Below are 15,588 nucleotides of genomic sequence, written 5' to 3'. Positions count from 1 at the left end.
TCGGACGGTGGGAAACAGGTGATATATCGCAATGAATAGGTCGGGTTGAGTTGGCCGGACTCACCTGCACGCGTACTCTAGCTAGCGCCCGAACATCGCTTCCGGCACTCGCGTCGGGGGGAGCCCCCCAATTTTTCCCCGGCGCGTGGCGGCATCCCTCGCCCCCCACTGTAGGGATGCCGCCCCCTTCTTTTTCCGGCGGAGTTCCTCCCCGATGACGATTCGAGCGACGTTCTCGTCGCTCGCTCCTCCACAGGTGGGGATCTTCGCGGCGAATCCACTGATCGCTTCTGCGGGCCCGCGGATCGATCCGGCCCGACCCTACGGTCGTCGTCGTGACCTCCCTCGCCCCGCCCTGCAGCGGCCTCGACCCCGCGACAGTCGACGCCCCCGACCCGGCGGTGGCGTTCCTGCGTCCGTTCCTCGACGACCCTCGCGTGACCGATCTCTTCGTCAACGGCGATCGGGGGCTCTTCGTCGATCGCGGTGACGGCATCGAGCATGTGCCTTCGTGGCGGGCGTCCGAGACCGAGGTCCGCCGCCTCGCGGTCCGCCTCATCGCGCTCGGCGGGCGGCACCTGGACGACGCCACGCCCTGCGTCGACGTCCGGCTCGATCGGGGCGTGCGAGTACACGCCGTGCTCGCCCCCGTGGCCGCGAGCGGCACGAGTATCTCCGTCCGCGTGCCGGCGTTCGCGCGGCCCGACCTGCAGGCTCTCCAGCGCGCGGGGATGTTCTCAGCGCGCCAGCGGGACAGGCTCGAACGTCTCGTCGATCGACGCGAGAACACCCTCATCGCCGGCGCGACGGGCGCGGGCAAGACCACGCTCCTGGCTGCTCTGCTGTCGCGGGTGCCATCGACCGAGCGCATCATCACGATCGAGGAGGTGGCGGAGTTGCACCCCGACCACCCGCATCACGTCGCGCTCGAGGCGCGGCAGGCCAACATCGAGGGCGCCGGCGGCATCTCCCTCTCGCGGCTGGTCAGGGAGGCCCTGCGCATGCGTCCCGACCGGCTGGTGCTGGGGGAGTGTCGCGGAGAGGAGATCCGCGAACTGCTGATGGCGTTGAACACCGGGCACGACGGGGGAGCGGGGACGCTCCACGCGAGTAGCCTCGTCGACGTCTCGGCGCGACTGGAAGCCCTGGCAGCGCTCGCCGGAATGGATGCCGAGACCTGCGCGCGGCAAAGTGCCGGGGCCATCGACGCCGTCGTGTACGTCGAACGGATCGCCGGGCGACGTCGCGTCACCGGGTGGGGACGACCCGTCGTGCACGAGGGGCGTCTCCGAATCGAGCCGGAGAAGTGGACGTGAGCGCTCACGGCTCGAGGACGCCGCATCTTCGCGCGCGACGCGACCCTCGGACCGCTGATCCGATCGAGACGGTTCTCCGCCTCGCCGTCCTGCTGTCCGGGGGAACAGCCCCGGCGTACGCGTGGAGATACCTGGCAGAGGGCGGCGACCCCACGCTGAGCGCGGCAGCCGACGCCGCTGCCCGTGGGGCGGATGTCGGTGGCGTCCTCCGAGCGGCGGGTGAGTCGTGGAGCGGGACCGCCGCGATCTGGAGCGTGGCCGTAGCCACGGGAGCGCCGCTGTCCGATGCCCTGCGCTCGGTCGTGGGCGCCCTCCGTGACGCGGTGGAGGTTTCGGCCGACATCCGCGTCGCTCTCGCGGAGCCGGTCGCCACGGCCCGGCTCCTCGGGTGGCTTCCCCTCGTCGGCATCCCTCTGGGCGGTCTTCTCGGCTTCGACCCCGTCGGTGTTCTGCTCCGGGATCCGCTCGGGCAAGGATGCCTCGCCCTCGGGCTCGGCCTGATGGGTGCAGCGTACGTCTGGATGCGCAGGCTGTCCCGCCGGGCTCAGCCCCCTCCGGTGATCCCGGGACTCGAGGCCGAGCTCTGGGCGGTCGCCCTTTCGGCTGGCGTGTCGATCGACCGGGCCCGCGGACTGATCGAAGGTCTGGGCGTCGGCACGATGAACCGCACCGCCGTCGCCGAGACGCTGGACCTGGCGACCCGAGCGGGAGTGCCCGCGGCCGAACTCCTGCGGGGGGACGCGTGGATCGCGCGGTACCGGTCCCGAACCGACGGTCGGGTGGCTGCGGCGAGACTCTCCACCCGCCTGCTCGTGCCGCTCGGGCTCTGCACGCTGCCGGCGTTCCTGCTCATCGCCGTCGTCCCTGCCGCGCTCGCGGTCCTCCGCTCCACGGCACTGCCGTGACCTCGATCGTCCACACAGAAGAAGGAGTAGTTCCATGATCCGATCCCCTCGACCCGTCTCGAAGCGCGGCCCCGTCGATCTGCCGCCCTTGACCAGCGCACGCGCGGGCGCCCTGTTCCTCGACGAGCGGGGCGCGGCGACCGCCGAGTACGCCATCGCGACCATGGCGGCTGTCGCCTTCGCGGGCCTGCTCGTGATGATCATGCGCAGCGACGAGGTGCGGGGGATCCTCACCGATCTCGTGCGTCGCGCGCTGACTGTTCAATGAGAAGGCTGGGGGAGCGCGGGGCGGTCACGGCGGAGTTCGCGGTGGCTCTGCCCGCCGTTCTGGTCGTCCTGGTCCTCGGGGCCGGCGTCCTCGCGTCGTTCGCGACCACGGTACGGGTGCAACAGCTCACCACCGAGGCCGCGCGTCTGCTCGGCAGGGGCGACGACGCCGCCCTGCAGCGGCTGGCAGAGGTGGGGGCGACGGCGTCGGTGGACCGCGGCGGCGGAGTGGTCTGCGTACGAGCGTCTGCTCGCGTGCCGATGGGCCTGCCCCTCCCTCCGGTCTCGGCGCGCGCCTGCGCCCTCGACGGAGGTCGCTGATGCCCGCGAGCGTGTCGACCCTCGGAGTGATCTCTGTGGTCGCCGGTCTCGCGGTCGCCCTGGCCGTCGTCGGCGGTGCCGCGGTCGCCGCCGAACGACTCGCGGGGACCGCGGATGCCGCCGCCCTGGCTGCGGCGGATGCGGCCAGCGGGGCAGTATCGGGGGTGCCGTGCGACGAGGCCGCACGGGTCGCTTCGGCGGGGGAAGCGACCCTGCGAGAGTGCGATGTCGAGGGCCTGGTCGCCACCATCACCGTCGGTGGGGCGTACGGTGGGATTTCATTCGATGCGCGCTCGCGGGCCGGACCCCCCGAACGGTCGAGCCCGTGAGACCTCCCGGAACCCGAACAGGGAGGCGTGTGTATGGTGTGCATCGACGAAAGGACCCCAGTGGCAAACGGAAAGAAGCTCGTCATCGTCGAGTCCCCGACGAAGATGAAGTCGATCCAGGGATACCTCGGCGACGACTACGAGGTGCTCAGCTCGGTCGGTCACATTCGCGACCTCGCGTCGAAGAAAGAGATCCCGGCCGACAAGAAGGCGGCGTACGGCAAGTACTCCATCGACGTCGAGAACGACTTCGACCCCTTCTACGTGGTCAACGACCGCAAGACGAAGACCGTCGCCGAGCTCAAGCGCGCCCTCAAGACGGCCGACGAAGTCCTCCTCGCCACTGATGGTGACCGCGAAGGCGAAGCCATCGCATGGCACCTCCTCGAGGTCCTCAAGCCCAAGGTCCCCGTGCGTCGCATGATCTTCCACGAGATCACCAAGGACGCCATCAAAGAGGCCGCCGAGCACACCCGCGAACTTGACGTCTCGCTCGTTGACGCGCAAGAGACCCGCCGCGTGCTCGACCGGCTCTACGGCTGGGACGTCTCGCCCGTTCTGTGGCGCAAGGTCGGCTCGGGCCGCGAAGGCACGGCCCTCAGCGCCGGTCGCGTGCAGTCCGCGGCCACCCGTATGGTCGTCGAGCGCGAGCGCGAGCGCATGGCTTTCGTCTCGGCCTCGTACTGGGACGTCGAGGCACTCGCGTCGCAGTCCGGCTCCTCGTTCACCACGCGCTTGAACCGTCTCGACGGCGCGCCCATCGCGCGCGGCGGCGACTACGACGACAACGGCCAGCTCAAGAAGGCGGTCGTGGTCCTCGATGAGGCGCAGGCACGCGCACTCGCGGACGCGATCACCGCCGCCGGCACGGCGACCGTCGCCAAGGTCGAGGCGAAGCCCGGCACGCGCAGCCCGCGCGCCCCCTTCACGACCTCCACGCTGCAGCAGGAGGCCGGCCGCAAGCTCTCGATGAGCGCCAAGCACGCCATGGGCGTCGCCCAGCGACTCTACGAAAAGGGCTTCATCACCTATATGCGTACCGACTCGGTCGCCCTCTCGGGGCAGGCCATCTCGGCAGCGCGTGCTCAGGCCGTCGCTCTCTACGGCGACAAGGCCGTTCCCGCGAACCCGCGCGTCTACAAAAGCAAGTCGAAGAACGCGCAGGAGGCGCACGAGGCCATCCGTCCCTCGGGCGAGACCTTCCGCACGCCCGCGTCGCTCGCGTCCTCGCTCGATCGCGACGAGCAGAAGCTGTACGACCTGATCTGGAAGCGCACCGTCGCGAGCCAGATGGCGGATGCCAAGTACGAGACGACGACCGTCACGCTCACGGTCAAGGCCGGTGCCCAGGTCGCCGAGTTCACGGCATCCGGAACCGTTTACACCTTCAAGGGGTTCCTCGAGGCTTACGAAGAAGGCGCCGACGAGAAGCGCAACGACGACGATGCCGACCAGTCGCTGCCGGCGGTCGCCGTGGGCGACACGCTGTCGGTCAGCGATGTCGAGCCCAAGGGGCACAGCACCTCTCCGAAGCCGCGGTACACCGAGGCCAGCCTGGTCAAGGCCCTCGAAGAGAAGGGGATCGGTCGCCCGTCTACCTTCGCCAGCATCATCGGTGTGATCCTCGACCGTGGGTACGTCAGCAAGCGTGGTCAGGCGCTCGTGCCCAGCTGGCTCGCGTTCAGCGTCGTCCGCCTCCTCGAAGAGCACTTCGCCGACCTCGTCGACTACGACTTCACCGCCGCCCTCGAAGACGATCTCGACGCCATCGCGCGTGGCGAGCAGCGCCGCACCGAGTGGCTGAAGTCGTTCTACTTCGGCTCCGAGAAGCAGGTGGGACTGCGTCACATCGTCGACAACCTCGGCGAGATCGACGCTCGCGAGCTCAACTCGACGCGCATCACCGACACGGCCACGCTGCGCTTCGGAAAGTACGGCCCGTACCTCGAGGCGACCGATCCCACGGCCGCCCCCGACGCCAAGCCGCGCATCGTCAACATCCCCGAGGACCTCGCGCCCGACGAGCTCACGCCCGCGAAGGCGCAGGAGCTCATCGACGCCCCCGTGGCCGGCGACCGGGTGCTGGGCGAGAACCCCGAGAACGGCAAGCTCGTCGTCGTGAAGGACGGACGCTTCGGCCCCTACGTGCAAGAGGTCGACGCCGAGGAGCCCGAAGAGGTCGACCAGGCCACGGGCGAGGTCGTCGAGGCCCCCAAGAAGCGCGGAGCCAAGAAGGAAGCGGCCCCGAAGCCTCGGACCGCCTCGCTCTTCCGGTCGATGTCCGTCGACACGGTCGATCTCGATACGGCCCTGCAGCTGCTCTCCCTTCCCCGCGTCGTGGGTACCGACCCCGCCTCGGGTGAGGAGATCACCGCGCAGAACGGTCGCTTCGGTCCCTACCTCAAGAAGGGCACCGACTCCCGGTCGCTCGACGACGAGAAGCAGATCTTCGACATCACGCTCGACCAGGCGCTCGCGAAGTACGCCGAACCGAAGTACGGCGCCCGCCGGGCCTCGAGCGCTCTGAAGGAGTTCGACGCCGACCCCGTCAGCGGCAAGCCCCTCAAGCTGAAGGACGGTCGCTTCGGTCCCTACGTCACCGACGGCGAGACCAACGCCACTGTCCCCCGCGGCGAAGACGCGATGGCGATCACCTTCGAGCGCGCCGTCGAGCTGATCGCCGACAAGCGCGCCAAGGGTCCCGCGCCGAAGAAGACCGCAGCGCGAAAGGCCCCCGCGAAGACCACGGCCGCCAAGACCACGGCCGCCAAGACCACGGCGGCCAAGACGACGGCGAAGACCACCGCGGCGAAGACGGCTGTCACCAAGACGGCGGCCGCCAAGACGACGGCCGCCAAGACCGCCGCCCCGCGGGCGACGACCACGCGCAAGGCCCCGGCGAAGAACTCGTGACCGACGACCGCACCCGGCCGCTGACTCTCCCTCGGGCGTCCGCGGCCGGGGGGCCCGGCCTGTTCGTGACCTTCGAAGGTGGGGACGGCGCCGGCAAGACCACTCAAGCCTCGATGCTCGAGGACTGGCTGCGCTCCGGTGGCCGGAACGTCGTTCGCACGCGCGAGCCCGGTGGCACCGACGTGGGAGTGCGCATCCGCGACATCGTCCTGCACCACCGCGGTCACATCGCCGCCCGCGCCGAGGCGCTGCTCTACGCGGCCGACCGTGCCCATCATGTCGAGACCGTCGTCCAGCCCGCCATCGCGCGCGGCGACGTCGTGATCCAGGACCGGTACCTCGATTCCTCCGTCGCCTATCAAGGCGCCGGTCGTGTCCTGGATGCCGATGACATCCGCGCCCTGTCGCTCTGGGCGACCGGCGGGCTCCTGCCCGATCTCACCGTGCTGCTCGACCTGGACCCCGCCGCGGCGCGCCGTCGCCTGGACGCGGACGACAAGCCCTTCGACCGTCTCGAAGCGGAGAAGAGCGAGTTCCACGCGCGCGTGCGCGCCGGCTTCCTCACCCTGGCCGCCGCCGAGCCCCACCGCTTCCTCGTGCTCGATGCCACACAGGCGCCGGACATGCTGGCGGGTCAGGTGCGCGCGGCGATGCAGGAGCACCTCGGCTGAGGCGAGCGTGGTCGATGCACAGCCGACCGCCAGCGGCCGTGTCCGACCCCCCGATTAGGCTGGAGCCCATGTCCGTCGCCCTCGATCCGTCCGCGTCCGCCGCCGGTACGGCGTCGTTCCCCTGGGACGCCGTGTGGGGGCAAGACGAGGCCGTGCAGACGCTGCAGGCCGCGGCATCCGACCCCTCGGCGCTCGCGCACGCGTGGCTCATCACCGGACCTCCCGGTTCGGGGCGGTCCACCCTGGCCTACGCGTTCGCCGCCGCTCTCATCGCCGATCCGGGTGACGAGAACGCGCAACGCCAGGTGCTCGCCCGGACCCACCCCGATCTCACCGCCCTGCGCACCGAGCAGGTCGTGATCCGCATCGACGAGGCGCGTCGACTCGTCGAGCGCGCCTCTTTCGCCCCCTCGCTCGGTCGTCACCGCGTGATCGTCGTCGAAGACGCCGACCGGATGGCCGAGCGCACCTCGAACGTGCTGCTCAAGGCCCTCGAGGAGCCGCCCGAGAAGACCGTCTGGGTGCTGTGTGCACCCAGCGACGCCGACCTGCTGCCGACCATCCGCTCGCGCGTGCGCGTCCTGCGTCTGCGCGAGCCGTCGGTCGCCGATGTCGCCGCCCTGATCGTGGAACGCACGGGAGTGAGCCCCGACATCGCGGAGGAGTCCGCACGCCACGCGCAGCGCCACATCGGCATGGCGCAGCGCCTCGCGACCGACGACGACGCTCGCGGCCGCCGCGCCGAAACCCTCGCGGCGGTGCTCGCCGTCCGCGGGATCGGCGACGCCGTCGATGTGGCCGGACGCATCGTGCGGCTGGCCACCGATGACGCCAAGGCCCTCACCGCCACCCGCGACGAAGAAGAGCGCCGATTGCTTCTGCGCATGCTCGGCGTCGCCGAGGGGGCTGCGGTGCCGCCGTCGGTCCGCGGTCAGGTGAACGCCCTCGAAGACGACCAGAAGCGCCGGGCGACCCGCAGCCTGCGCGACGGTATCGACCGCGTGCTCACCGACCTGCAGTCGCTCTTCCGCGATGTCGTGATGATCCAGTACGGCCGCGACGGCGACCTGGTCAACAGCGAACGCCTCGACGCGCTCCGCGCCCTCGCCGGGGAGTGGTCTCCCACGCGCACGCTGGGAGTCCTCGACCGCATCTCGGTCACCCGCCGCAACCTCGAGCAGAACGCCGCCCCGCTGCTGGCCCTGGAGAGTCTTATGATCACCGTCGCCAACGGATCCGCTCCGTGAGCGTCCGCCGTCGTCTCGCCGCCGTCATCGCGGGCGTCGCGGGTCTCGCCCTCGCCCTGTCGGGCTGTCTGTACGCCCAGATCCCTCCCCTGGCTCCCGCGGTCGGGCCGTCACTCGCACCGCAGACCGAGGGCATCGACGCGTCGCTCCTGCCCTACTACGGGCAGACGCTCACCTGGACCGGCTGCGGCTCGGCCGGTTTCGATTGCACGACGGTCACCGCGCCCCGCGACTACGCCGATCCGTCGGCCGGCGACCTCACGCTGTCGGTGATCCGGCATCGGGCGACGTCGGGCCAGCCGCTGGGCTCTTTGCTGACGAACCCCGGGGGCCCCGGTGTGAGCGGTGTGTCCACCGTGCGCGACTCCCTGTCGCTCGTGGCCGACGAGACGCTGACGAAGACGTACGACATCATCGGCTTCGACCCTCGCGGGGTGGGCCAGTCGGCACCGGTCACCTGCTACGACGCGGCGGGCATGGATTCGTTCCTCTACGACATCCCCCCGGGTACGCGCGGCAGCGACGAGTGGAACGCCGCGCTCGAGAAGCGCCAGGCCGACTTCGCGCAGGCGTGTCAGGCCAACAGTGACGGCATCCTTCCCTACGTCTCCACCGAGAACGCCGCGCGCGACATGGACCTGCTGCGTGGCGTCCTGGGGGACAAGAAGCTGAACTACCTCGGCTTCTCGTACGGGTCGTTCCTCGGCACGACGTACGCGGGGCTCTTCCCCGATCGTGTCGGGCGAATGGTCCTGGACGGGGGAATCGACCCCAGCCTGCCGAGCAGCGCGAGCGGTATCGCCCAGGCGGTCGGGTTCGAGAATGCCCTGCGCGCTTTCATGGCGGACTGCCTCGAAAACTCGGACTGTCCGTTCACCGGTTCCGTCGACGACGCGATGAACGATCTCTCGTCGCTGCTGGAACGCGTCGACGCCCGCCCGCTGACGGGCCCCGACGGGAGGCGGCTCGGCGCGGACACCCTCGTGACCTCGATCGTGGCGGCACTGTACAGCGACCAGAACTGGCCCTACCTGCGCATGGCTCTCACCGGGGCGCAGAACGGCGATGCCTCCGTCGCCTTCCAACTCGCGGACTTCTACAACGGTCGTGTCGGCGGTCAGTACCAGGACAACACGATGCAGGCGTTGCGGGCGTACAACTGCGTCGACTATCCCGACGAGGGCGACGAGGACAACCCGCAGATCGAGAAAGAGCTGCAGCAGAAGGCCCCGGTGGTCGCCCCCTACTGGCTGGGCCCCGACGCGTGCGCCGCGTGGCCCGCCCCACCGACGGGCACGCGCCAGGCGATCACCGCCCCCGGCTCGCCGCCCATCGTGGTGCTCGGCACGACGGGAGACCCGGCGACCCCGTACGCCGAGGCGCAGGCCCTCGCCGGTCAACTCTCGCAGGGTGTGCTCGTGACCTACGTGGGCGAGGGGCACCTCGCCTACAACAAGGGCAACGACTGCGTGAACTCGGCCGTCGACGACTACCTGGTCGACGGCACCGTGCCCGCCGAGGGGCTGCGCTGCGAGTAGCGCCCCGCTCCCTGCCGCCCGCGCGCCTAGGCTGAAGACGTCATACCCCGAGGAGACCCCCATGACCGCGCCCATCGCCGACCTGGCGACCTACATCGACCACACGCTGCTCAAGCCCGAGGCCACCCGCGCCGACGTCGAGCGCCTCATCGCCGAAGGCGCCGAGCTCGGCACCTACAGCGTGTGCATCTCGCCCTCGTTCCTGCCGGTGCAGCTGCCGGAGGGGCTCAAGCTCGCCGTGGTGTGCGGCTTCCCGAGCGGAAAGCACCACGCCGAGGTCAAGGCCGCCGAGGCCGCTCTGTCGGTCGCGCAGGGTGCCGACGAGATCGACATGGTCATCGATGTGGGCGCCGCGATCGAGGGTCGCTACGACATCGTCGAGTCCGAGATCCGCGCCGTCCGGGCCGCGGCCCCCGCGCCGACCGTCCTCAAGGTCATCATCGAATCCGCCGCGCTGAGCGACGAGGCCATCGTCGCCGTCTGCGAGGCGGCAGTGAACGCGGGCGCCGATTTCGTCAAGACGTCGACCGGTTTCCACCCCGCCGGTGGCGCGAGCGTCCACGCGGTCGAGCTGATGAAGCGCACGGTCGGCGACCGCGCCGAGGTCAAGGCATCCGGGGGAGTGCGCACGCGCGCGGCCGCCGAAGAGATGATCGCCGCGGGCGCCACGCGTCTGGGGTTGTCGTCGAGTCGTGACATCCTCGCGGACCGCACCGCCGCCGGCGACTACTGAGCGCGTACCTGAGCACGCGCTGGAGCATGTAAGATCGATGATCGTGCACGCTCCAGCGCGCACATGCCGCCTTAGCTCAGACGGCAGAGCGATTCACTCGTAATGAATAGGTCAAGGGTTCGATTCCCTTAGGCGGCTCCGAAGGCCCTCACCCGCTTCCACCGGGTGGGGGCCTTTCTTCGTCGGTGGAGCATTTCGCCGCGTCGCGCACGCGCTCGGTCGTACGCTCGCCCCAGGGGTCGGCATCGAACGGGGGGCCATGAACGAACGAACCGCTCTCATCCGTCGCATCCGGGTCTGCCTCGCGATCGTCATCGCGGGACTCGCCGTCAGCGGCCTGACCGCCTTCCCGCTGCGCGAAGAGCTCGCCCTCGGTCGCCAGATCCTGCGCGGGCTCGGGGTCGCGGCCTTCGCTCCGGAGGCGGTCGGCTGGGTGGATCGGGTGGGGGAGGGACTGGATGCCACGGCCGCGGCGTTCCCGTTCATCGCCTACGGCACCGACTGGTTGGCGTTCGCCCATCTGCTGATCGCCGTCGCCTTCATCGGCCCGTGGCGCGATCCGGTTCGCAACGTGTTCGTCCTCCAGTGGGGGCTCGTCGCGTGCGCGGGGATCATTCCGTTGGCGCTCATCGCGGGGGCGATCCGCGGTCTCCCGCTCGGCTGGCAGCTCATCGACATCTCGTTCGGTGTCGTGGCGGCGGTGCCGTTGGTCATCGCGTTGCGCGCGACCCGACGGCTCGAGGCCCTCGGGACGGTGGCTCGAGAGGTTCGGCCCGACCTCGCCCGATAGGCTGAACCCGCCTCGTTCCGCGTCCGCGTGACGGCTGTCCTCCGCCCGTCGAACCCTGCTGGAGCCCCCGTGTCGAACGCCCTCGATGCCGTCATCGAGATCTTCACGTGGGTGGGTCTGGGTGGCGGTCTTCTGCTCGCCTTCGTCGCGGTCTTCCTGCTTCTGGCCGATGGCACGTGGTTGCCGACTCGCGCCGTGGTCGAGCATGTCGACGGGGGCCGCGTCGTGCGGTGGTTCGACGCCGACGGGGGAGTGAATGAGGCTCCGCTCTCGGCCCACGACGACGCGAAGATCGGGGCGGCCGACATGGCCGACATCTTCTACCGCCGGGGCCGCGTCGATCGCATGCGGCTGACGCGCTCTTCTCCGCTGGTGCGCTTCGTCTCCCTGCTGGCGGCCGGGGTGCTGACTCTGGGTGCGGTGGCGTTCGTCGTGTCGATCGTGGTGCTCTTCGCGCGCGGGTGACGGACTGGCGCGAAGCACGTATTGCTAGATAAGCTAGCTATATGTCCGCTTCGCCTGCTTCAACTCGCCGCTCCTCCCGCGGACGCACCCGCCGATCGACGAACGCCCCGCGCGTCTCGCGGTGGCTGAGGGTCGGCATCCCCAGCCTGCTCGTTCTGCTCTGGGTGGTGGGCGGCTCGATCGGCGGTCCCTTCTTCGGCAAGGTCGACCAGGTCGCGACGAACGATCAGTCCTCTTTCCTGCCGCAGTCGGCCGACGCGACGCGAGTGAGCGAGCGCCTGACCGACTTCACCGGGAGTGACACGATCCCCGCGATCGTCGTCGCCTCGACCGCTGACGGCTCCGCGCTCAGCGATGCACAGGTGACCGCACTGCAGACCCTCGCGACGGACCTCGCCGCCGTCGACGGCGTCTCGGGTGACGCGTCGCCTCCCGTGGTCTCGGAGGACGGTCAGGCCGCGCAGATCTTCGTACCTATCGACAGCTCCGGTGAAGTGCGCGACGTCGTCGAGCAGGTGCGCGAGAAGGTGTCCGCCGAGGTCCCGGCGGGCGTCGAGGCGTGGGTCACGGGCCCGGCCGGGTTCACCGCCGATCTCGTGAAGGGCTTCCTCGGCATCGACGGCCTTCTGCTGATCGTCGCGATGGTGGCCGTCTTCGTCATCCTCGTCATCGTGTACCGCTCACCGCTGCTGCCGATCCTGGTGCTGCTGACCTCGGTCTTCGCCCTCTGCGTGGCCCTGCTGACCGTGTGGTGGCTCGCTTTCGCCGGCATCGTGGTCCTCAACGGTCAGGTCCAGGGGATCCTGTTCATCCTCGTCATCGGCGCGGCCACCGACTACGCCCTCCTGTACGTCGCACGCTTCCGCGAGGCCATCGGCGAGGGACGTCCGCGGTGGGATGCCACGGTCCGGGCGTGGAAGGGAGCGTTCGAGCCCATCCTGGCTTCGGGGGGCACCGTGATCGCCGGGCTCCTCTGCCTGCTGCTGTCCGATCTGGCGACCAACCGTGCCCTCGGGCCCATCGCGTCCATCGGGATCGCCTTCGCCGTTCTGTCGGCGCTGACCTTCCTTCCCGCTCTCCTGGCGTTGGTCGGCCGGGCGGCGTTCTGGCCGTTCCTGCCGAAGCCCGGTCAGTCGGCCCTGCCGGCCGACCTCACGCAGCCAGCGAAGGGGTTCTGGTCGCGCCAGGCGCGCTTCGTCGCCCGCCGGGCCCGGCCGGTGTGGATCGTGTGCACGCTCGTCCTCCTCGCCGCGTGCGTCGGTGTCACCCAGCTGCGCGCCGACGGCGTGCCGGCGAGCGACCTCGTTCTGGGGGCGTCCGAGGCGCGCGACGGTCAAGCCGCCCTCGCCGAGCACTTCCCGGGCGGCTCGGGCAGCCCGGCGTACGTTCTCGTCCCCGAACAGGACGCCGCTCGGGCGGCGACCGTCCTTCAGAGCGCGTCGGGAGTCGACGCGGTCGCGGTGCTCAGCGCCGACGCCCCCGGTGGGCAGTCGCCGGTGAGCGTATCCGACGGAGCTCTCCAGACGACGGCCTTCGGTGCGCCCGGGACGCCCGCGCCCGCCCCGACCGTCGCGGACGGCGACGTCCTGCTGGCCGCGACCCTGGCGGATACGGCCGATTCACCGGCGGCGGACGAGACCGTCCGTCAGCTCCGCGCCGATCTCACCACCGAGCTCGGCGAGGGCACCGCCCTGGTGGGCGGTGTCACCGCCACCGACATCGACTCGATCGACACCTCGATCCGTGATCGGACGCTCATCATCCCGATCGTTCTCGCCGTCATCCTGCTGATCCTCATGGCTCTGCTGCGCTCGATCGTGGCCCCCCTCATCCTCATCGGGACCGTCATCGTGTCGTTCGGGGCGGCGCTGGGCGTCAGTGCCCTGGTGTTCGACGGCATCTTGGGCTTCCCGGGCGCGGATCCGGCGGTGCCGTTGTACGGCTTCGTCTTCCTCGTCGCGCTGGGTGTGGATTACAACATCTTCCTGATGTCGAGGGTGCGGGAGGAGTCCCTCGCGCACGGTACGCGTGCCGGGATTTTGCGTGGCCTCGTCGCCACGGGCGGAGTGATCACCTCGGCGGGGCTCGTGCTGGCGGCGACGTTCGCGGCTCTCGGGGTCATCCCGATCCTCTTCCTCGCGCAGATCGCCTTCATCGTGGCCTTCGGTGTGCTGCTCGACACCTTCGTGGTGCGCTCGTTGCTGGTGCCCGCTCTGGCGTACGACCTCGGCCGGCGCATCTGGTGGCCCTCGAAGCTCGGGCGGACGGATGCCGCGGAGCGTAGGCTCGACGCATGACGCGCGCCCTGTTCATCGTCGATGTCCAGAACGACTTCACCGAGCACGGCGCCTTGGGCGTCGAGGGCGGTGACGCGGTCGCCGAACGCATCTCGCGCTACCTCGCCGTGCACGCCGATGAGTACGCGCTCATCGTCGCGTCGCGGGACTGGCATCACGGCGACGACGACAACGGCGGCCACTTCTCGGACAGCCCCGACTTCGTCGATACGTGGCCGGTGCACTGCGTGGGCGGCACCTTCGGTGCCGAGTACGACGAGGTCTTCGACACCTCGCGGGTGACGCACCATCTCAAGAAGGGGCAGGGCAAGCCCGCCTACTCGCTGTTCGAGGGCGTCACCGATGCGGGCGAGACCGCGGCGCAGCTGCTCGAGGTCCACGGCATCCGGGACATCGACGTGGTGGGCATCGCGACCGACTACTGCGTGCGCGCGTCCGCCCTCGATGCGATCGGCGCGGGACGCCGCGTGCGCGTTCTCACCGACCTGGTCGCGGGTGTGCATCCCGACGCCAGCGCGGCGGCCCTGGCCGAGATCGAGGCTGCGGGCGCGGAGCTCTCGACCGCGGGCTCCTGAGGCGAGACCGGGTTCAGTCGATCCGAACCGGGTCGACCTCGTCGTCGGCGCGGGGGACTGTGAGGGAGACGCTCGTCCCCTCACCCGGTGCGCTCGTGATGCGCACCGTTCCGCCGTGTGCACCCACGATGCGCTGCACGCTCGCGAGCCCGATCCCTCGTCCCCCGTCGCCGGCATCCGCGAGCCGACCTCGGTTGCCTTCCTGCGTGATCGAGGCGAGATCGTCGGGATGGATGCCACGACCTCGGTCGCGCACGCGCACCACGGCCCCCTCGTCGGTTTCGAAGACGTCGACCTCGATGAGGTCGTCGGAGTACTTCGCGGCGTTCTCGAGCACGTTGGCGATCGCGCGTCGGAGTCCGAGCACATCGCCCCAGATGGGAACGGCATCCATCTGACCGAACACGACGCGGCCGGGCGCATCGCCCGGCAGGACGAGTGAGACGGCTCCGCGGGCGATGAGGTCGAGGCTCGCGCGCCGCCGTCCCCGCTCGGCGGCGGTGTTGACGTCGGCCATGAGGGCCTGGGCCATGGCGACGATGTGGTCGCTCGCCTCGCCGGCGAGGCGCAGGAGGCGGTGGTCAGGGGGCAGCTCCTCGCCGATCAGGTCGAGGTAGCCACGGAGAGCCGTGACCGGCGAGAGAAGGTCGTGCGCGAAGGTGCGCTGCAGGGACTGGCGCTCATCCGCTTCCTGCTTCTCGGTCGTCAGATCGCGCACGATCTTGACGAAACCGAGGACCTGACCCTGGTCGGTGCGGATGGCCGAGATCGTCACCCGCGCCCAGAACTCCGAGCCGTCGCTGCGCACGCGCCAGCCGGTGTCTTCGACGTGGCCGTCGCGTTGGGCGGCAGCGAGCAGCTGGTCGGGCTTGCCGCGCCGTCGGTCCTCTTCGCGGTAGAAGCGCGAGAAGTGCGAGCCGAGGATCTCGTCCTCGCTGTACCCCTTGATGCGTTCCGCTCCGAGGTTCCACCCGCGGACGAACCCGCCGCTGTCGAGCTTGACGATCGCGAAGAGGTCGACCTGCTCGTCCCAGTCGCGCGGAATGGAGCGTCGGATGCTCGTCAACGGATGGTCGGGGTCGACGCCGGGAGGGGCGGGGGACACAGGGGGCTCATTGGGGACCGTGGTCATGCGGAAGCACCGGCTCGGGTCGCAATGCTTGCTGAAGGCATAGTGCGATCATGCCCCTCGCGACGCGCCCGGGAACAGCGATTGACATT

Annotated in this window: 15 protein-coding genes and 1 tRNA gene; 15 read left to right on the top strand and 1 reads right to left on the bottom strand. The window is 70.1% G+C overall.

Annotated features, from left to right (window positions below; genetic code table 11):
* Positions 1-335 precede the first annotated feature (335 nt).
* The 15 genes from ASE56_RS11455 (at position 336) to ASE56_RS11385 (ending at position 14,367) form a co-directional block, all read left to right on the top strand.
* Entirely contained in the window at positions 336-1,316 is a 981-nt protein-coding gene (locus ASE56_RS11455; RefSeq protein ID WP_176786355.1) for a TadA family conjugal transfer-associated ATPase, read from the top strand.
* Positions 1,313-2,221, top strand: coding sequence for a type II secretion system F family protein (locus tag ASE56_RS11450; protein ID WP_082450565.1), 909 nt, complete (start codon positions 1,313-1,315; stop codon positions 2,219-2,221). The genes ASE56_RS11455 and ASE56_RS11450 overlap by 4 nt, the downstream gene beginning before the upstream one ends.
* Before the next feature lie 34 nt (positions 2,222-2,255).
* Entirely contained in the window at positions 2,256-2,489 is a 234-nt protein-coding gene (locus ASE56_RS11445; protein ID WP_056229450.1) for a DUF4244 domain-containing protein, read from the top strand.
* 41 nt (positions 2,490-2,530) lie between these two features.
* Positions 2,531-2,809, top strand: a complete 279-nt coding sequence (locus ASE56_RS11440) for a hypothetical protein (protein ID WP_156371689.1) — start codon at positions 2,531-2,533, stop codon at positions 2,807-2,809.
* Positions 2,809-3,138, top strand: a complete 330-nt coding sequence (locus ASE56_RS11435) for an Rv3654c family TadE-like protein (RefSeq protein WP_056229443.1) — start codon at positions 2,809-2,811, stop codon at positions 3,136-3,138. The genes ASE56_RS11440 and ASE56_RS11435 overlap by 1 nt, the downstream gene beginning before the upstream one ends.
* A 60-nt stretch (positions 3,139-3,198) precedes the next feature.
* Positions 3,199-6,051: a type I DNA topoisomerase gene (gene topA / locus ASE56_RS11430; RefSeq protein ID WP_056229441.1), complete on the top strand. Its 2,853-nt coding sequence runs from the start codon at positions 3,199-3,201 to the stop codon at positions 6,049-6,051.
* A complete protein-coding gene (gene tmk, locus ASE56_RS11425; RefSeq protein ID WP_082450483.1) occupies positions 6,048-6,722 on the top strand; it encodes a dTMP kinase in 675 nt (224 codons plus the stop codon). The genes topA and tmk overlap by 4 nt, the downstream gene beginning before the upstream one ends.
* 68 nt (positions 6,723-6,790) lie before the next feature.
* On the top strand, positions 6,791-7,969 hold the full coding sequence (locus tag ASE56_RS11420) for a DNA polymerase III subunit delta' (protein WP_056229436.1): 1,179 nt from the start codon (positions 6,791-6,793) through the stop codon (positions 7,967-7,969).
* Positions 7,966-9,507, top strand: coding sequence for an alpha/beta hydrolase (locus tag ASE56_RS11415; RefSeq protein WP_235556984.1), 1,542 nt, complete (start codon positions 7,966-7,968; stop codon positions 9,505-9,507). The genes ASE56_RS11420 and ASE56_RS11415 overlap by 4 nt, the downstream gene beginning before the upstream one ends.
* A gap of 61 nt (positions 9,508-9,568) precedes the next feature.
* Positions 9,569-10,240, top strand: coding sequence for a deoxyribose-phosphate aldolase (gene deoC / locus ASE56_RS11410; protein ID WP_056229432.1), 672 nt, complete (start codon positions 9,569-9,571; stop codon positions 10,238-10,240).
* Between the two features lie 65 nt (positions 10,241-10,305).
* Positions 10,306-10,378 (top strand) — tRNA-Thr (locus ASE56_RS11405).
* 121 nt (positions 10,379-10,499) lie between these two features.
* A complete protein-coding gene (locus tag ASE56_RS11400) occupies positions 10,500-11,030 on the top strand; it encodes a hypothetical protein (RefSeq protein ID WP_056229429.1) in 531 nt (176 codons plus the stop codon).
* A gap of 69 nt (positions 11,031-11,099) precedes the next feature.
* Positions 11,100-11,495, top strand: coding sequence for a hypothetical protein (locus ASE56_RS11395; RefSeq protein WP_056229424.1), 396 nt, complete (start codon positions 11,100-11,102; stop codon positions 11,493-11,495).
* A 41-nt stretch (positions 11,496-11,536) separates the two neighbouring features.
* Complete coding sequence (locus tag ASE56_RS11390) at positions 11,537-13,792, top strand: efflux RND transporter permease subunit (protein WP_082450480.1); 2,256 nt, start codon at positions 11,537-11,539, stop codon at positions 13,790-13,792.
* A complete protein-coding gene (locus ASE56_RS11385) occupies positions 13,789-14,367 on the top strand; it encodes an isochorismatase family protein (RefSeq protein ID WP_056229421.1) in 579 nt (192 codons plus the stop codon). Before ASE56_RS11390 ends, ASE56_RS11385 begins: the two co-directional genes overlap by 4 nt.
* A gap of 13 nt (positions 14,368-14,380) precedes the next feature.
* Here the strand turns inward: ASE56_RS11385 and ASE56_RS11380 are convergent, their stop codons facing one another.
* A complete protein-coding gene (locus ASE56_RS11380; protein WP_235556983.1) occupies positions 14,381-15,472 on the bottom strand; it encodes a PAS domain-containing sensor histidine kinase in 1,092 nt (363 codons plus the stop codon).
* Between the last annotated feature and the right edge of the window lie 116 nt (positions 15,473-15,588).

The organism is Microbacterium sp. Leaf203, from assembly GCF_001421275.1.
GTDB lineage: Bacteria > Actinomycetota > Actinomycetes > Actinomycetales > Microbacteriaceae > Microbacterium > Microbacterium testaceum_A.
This window is presented reverse-complemented; position numbering and strand designations above follow the sequence as displayed.

What these genes read in the sequence shown, in the direction of transcription:
- ASE56_RS11445 (WP_056229450.1), top strand. Translation starts at nt 2,256, where the DNA reads ATGATCCGATCCCCTCGACCCGTCTCGAAGCGCGGCCCCGTCGATCTG.
- ASE56_RS11435 (WP_056229443.1), top strand. Translation starts at nt 2,809, where the DNA reads ATGCCCGCGAGCGTGTCGACCCTCGGAGTGATCTCTGTGGTCGCCGGT.
- ASE56_RS11420 (WP_056229436.1), top strand. Translation starts at nt 6,791, where the DNA reads ATGTCCGTCGCCCTCGATCCGTCCGCGTCCGCCGCCGGTACGGCGTCG.
- deoC (WP_056229432.1), top strand. Translation starts at nt 9,569, where the DNA reads ATGACCGCGCCCATCGCCGACCTGGCGACCTACATCGACCACACGCTG.
- ASE56_RS11400 (WP_056229429.1), top strand. Translation starts at nt 10,500, where the DNA reads ATGAACGAACGAACCGCTCTCATCCGTCGCATCCGGGTCTGCCTCGCG.
- ASE56_RS11390 (WP_082450480.1), top strand. Translation starts at nt 11,537, where the DNA reads ATGTCCGCTTCGCCTGCTTCAACTCGCCGCTCCTCCCGCGGACGCACC.
- ASE56_RS11385 (WP_056229421.1), top strand. Translation starts at nt 13,789, where the DNA reads ATGACGCGCGCCCTGTTCATCGTCGATGTCCAGAACGACTTCACCGAG.